This window comes from Aetokthonos hydrillicola CCALA 1050, from assembly GCF_017591665.1.
Classification (GTDB): domain Bacteria; phylum Cyanobacteriota; class Cyanobacteriia; order Cyanobacteriales; family Nostocaceae; genus Aetokthonos; species Aetokthonos hydrillicola.
This window is the reverse complement of sequence record NZ_JAAKGC010000253.1, coordinates 1-3,209: the sequence shown is the minus strand read 5'-3', so window position 1 is coordinate 3,209 and position 3,209 is coordinate 1. Positions and strand designations below refer to the sequence as shown.

Here is a 3,209-nt window from a genome sequence, read left to right as displayed (position 1 = left end):
GAGCGCTCAATCGCTACCGATAAATCTCTGATGCCTCCTGGCGCTTTAGCATTAATTCACACAACTATTCCTTTTGTCAATAAGAAAGGTGAAATGGTACAGCGTACCGTCAGTCGCTATGTTCTCGACCAAGATACAGGGGGTGCTATTAAGGGTGCGGGTAGGGTCGATTATTTTTTAGGGACTGGGAAAGTGGCAGGCGATCGCGCTGGAATCACCGTCAGCAACGGAAATTTATATTATTTGCTTCTTAAAGCTCAAAATTGAACCTTATGATCCTCCACCCAGTCTTACATATATAGCTTACTTACGTACGCTTTATTAGTGGGTTATTCAAGAAAGTGGATAAAAGAAGATGCAAAACTCTAGTAGTCTAAGTTATTCAATCCATATTTTTGGCTTACATAGCAATCCTAAATTATTTATGAAAATTGTATAGACTGGTTACGTTTGACGTCTATACATCGACTAACCAATCGATTTACACAATTTCACTTCGATTGCTATACTCAAATAACTTACATTTTCTGTTGTTAAGGGCGTCAAACCCTGTGGGGAAGTCAACAGTAAAAATATACTCATTCAAGATGAGTTGGAGCAAAACGACGACTAGCTAGCTACTTTAGCTATAAAACTCTGAGTAATCCTAGCTTATTTCAAGAAATCACAATTTCATATAAGATTTTTTTGGTTTACTTCAACGATTTAATGTATGATGTTTTTACTATTTACTAGGTAAAAACATTATGTCAAGATCGCATTTTTAGCTTATCTAAATCTGAAGAAAATCAAACCGGAACTACAAAGATTATTTGTCGTCATACTTGGTTAGTTTCACTCAACTAATGCCTACCTTTACATTCAAAAGCAGTTATGTCAAAGCCAGTTTATATCTACCCCTTTAAAAGTTTCTTGGACATATTACAATTGCATAAATCCGAAATCTTGTTGCTATAGCTTGTATATAACTGTATTAATACGCAAGAGAAATAGTATTTGCTATTGCAGACGATAAGTCGAAAGTTGAATTGGGGGGTGAAAAGTGATCAGGATCTTAGTTGATGCTGACCTAATATTAGAGGCTTTGATGAATCGGAACGGTTTTGTAAGTGATCTTACCGAATTACTTGATAGGGTACATCCGTTCATTCAAATGCATATCACAGATATTGGTTGGCAAAAAATATACGCCTACGCTAGCCGATTAAGAAATACGAAGATTGCCGAGATAGTCATCGATTGGTTACAAGATAAAATTCAGATTTGCTCTATTGAACAAAGCATCATACAGCAAGCTCGTTCATCACCTATAAAAGATTTTGAATCTGCTGTTGAGTTAGCTTGTGTGAGTTATCAAGAACTTGATGCTATTGTCACCCATAATCAGGATGATTTTGCTGATGCTCCAAATAAGTTTTGGGTTTGGTCAGTAGCAGAATTGAGACTACGTGCAAATTTAGAAAGTCAATTAGAAGCCACCAGATTACGTTAATACTTTCTCATTGTAAGGCTTGAATTTTTAAGATTGTAGCAGTACGTTTACTGAAAATCGGAGAAAGCCTGAGCGAATTTAATGCTCTGTGTTGTAATTTAGTAGGATGACTAATTTTGTCCAAGACTAAATGAGTACATTTAGTACATCTGTACATGGGAAGGTTCAGCTTAAAACCACATGGTAAGCTGTTGTATGTTTCGTGAGTCGCATGTTTATTTAATTTATGTAACGCGTCCAAGAAGCCCGCATAAGAATAATTTTAGGTTTTTTTCGATTATACAATTTAGCTGGGTATTAGCTTATTTATGAGCAAAAATGCCCTTTGTTTCTGGATTTTGGATTATTTGCGTCACGAAACTGCTTATAACTATGGATACTGTGCTAATTCTAGCACAGTATCCATCTTTTAGTCTTTCTGCTTTAATTTCTGGAAAAGGTGGATTATTTTTTGTTATATTTATAGATATTATTGCTAGAATGTGAGTTGCTGTTTTTAGGGAAGAAATACGATTAGCAAATTCTATATATATGTAGCATCTAATCAGTTGTAGAAATTCTTGCTGTAGTTAACAGTTATATATACTAGCTAAGTTAGTTATAGCAGTTTAATAATTCGATTTCATTATTTAACAGTAAGTATACACTGTTAAGTGGTGTGGTTCCAGGAGACATTCTACCAACAAAACTTATGACTGCTGAACTAGAGCAAAACAAGGCAGAAATTCAAGCAGCAACGAAGAATTTGGCTGAGGTTTTTATTTCCAATATTCCAGAAGTAAATTCTATATTTTTTGTTTTGACAAATTATTTAAATAGCAATTCTAGTGTTTTCGGTGCTACATTTGCTTTTTCTTCTGACATAAAAAATGCTGCTCCTTTTGTGTTTAGAGGTGAAAACGGACTGGAGCATAAAGATCTTGCTAGTAAGTTTGACTACACAAAAGCTGTTTGGTACGACGTTCCCGTCAATCTTAGAGAACCTGTTTGGAGTGTTCCTTATTTCGATTTTGGCGGTTCTAGTGAGGACTGTCTTTTGACAACTTATTCAATTCCACTCTTTAATCCACAAGACTTAAGTTTAATCGGAGTTCTCGCAAGTAACTGTTTGCTAGCGAAACTAGAAATACCTCTTTGTGTTCCAGAATTAACTTCACCTTTGTAGAACGATACGTCACGATTCTATTGGGGAGTGTAGCATAAAATTTATGTTGACTCTTTGCTTGTTTCAGCTATCCGATTAAGGCTTTTCACCTCAGCGGGTGGTAGGCTGTCGTAAAATTGAAAGTAATGCAGCACCTGTAAAAGCACCGGACGATAGCCCCAAAGCAGTTCCTAGGAAAACCCTAATGCCTATTACATTAGCAACATTGTGGCAGGTGAGCGATCGCTTTGTGATTGTAAGGGCGTACCCTTCAGGTTACCGAAGGGTACTAGAGATCTCTTTTAGCTAAAGTGCTTAACAATCGCCTCAGCAAATTCAGAACATTTGAGAGGTTCTACAGGAGGTTCCATCAAACGTGCTAAATCGTAGGTAACTTGACGATTTTTAATTGCATCAGCTAAACCTGTCTTAATTAAATCTGCTGCTTCTTGCCATTTCAGATATTCCAGCATCATAACGCCAGACAAAATAACTGAACCTGGATTAATTCGATCTAAGCCTGCATGTTTAGGTGCTGTACCGTGGGTAGCTTCGAAAATAGCACACTCATCA

The 3,209-nt window shown here is 36.4% G+C and carries 4 protein-coding genes; 3 read left to right on the top strand and 1 reads right to left on the bottom strand.

The window, feature by feature from the left end:
- The 3 genes from G4P69_RS36520 to G4P69_RS36510 all read left to right on the top strand — a co-directional run.
- Positions 1-267 (top strand): 3D domain-containing protein (locus G4P69_RS36520; protein ID WP_243903170.1); only part of this gene is annotated, 267 nt, incomplete at its 5' end.
- Positions 268-1,042: 775 nt separating this feature from the next.
- A complete protein-coding gene (locus tag G4P69_RS36515; protein WP_208341845.1) occupies positions 1,043-1,492 on the top strand; it encodes a PIN domain-containing protein in 450 nt (149 codons plus the stop codon).
- A gap of 691 nt (positions 1,493-2,183) precedes the next feature.
- Entirely contained in the window at positions 2,184-2,657 is a 474-nt protein-coding gene (locus tag G4P69_RS36510; protein ID WP_208341847.1) for a cache domain-containing protein, read from the top strand.
- Between the two features lie 281 nt (positions 2,658-2,938).
- Here G4P69_RS36510 and G4P69_RS36505 read toward each other — a convergent pair.
- On the bottom strand, positions 2,939-3,209 hold a 271-nt coding region (locus G4P69_RS36505), incomplete at its 5' end, for an isocitrate/isopropylmalate family dehydrogenase (protein WP_243903169.1).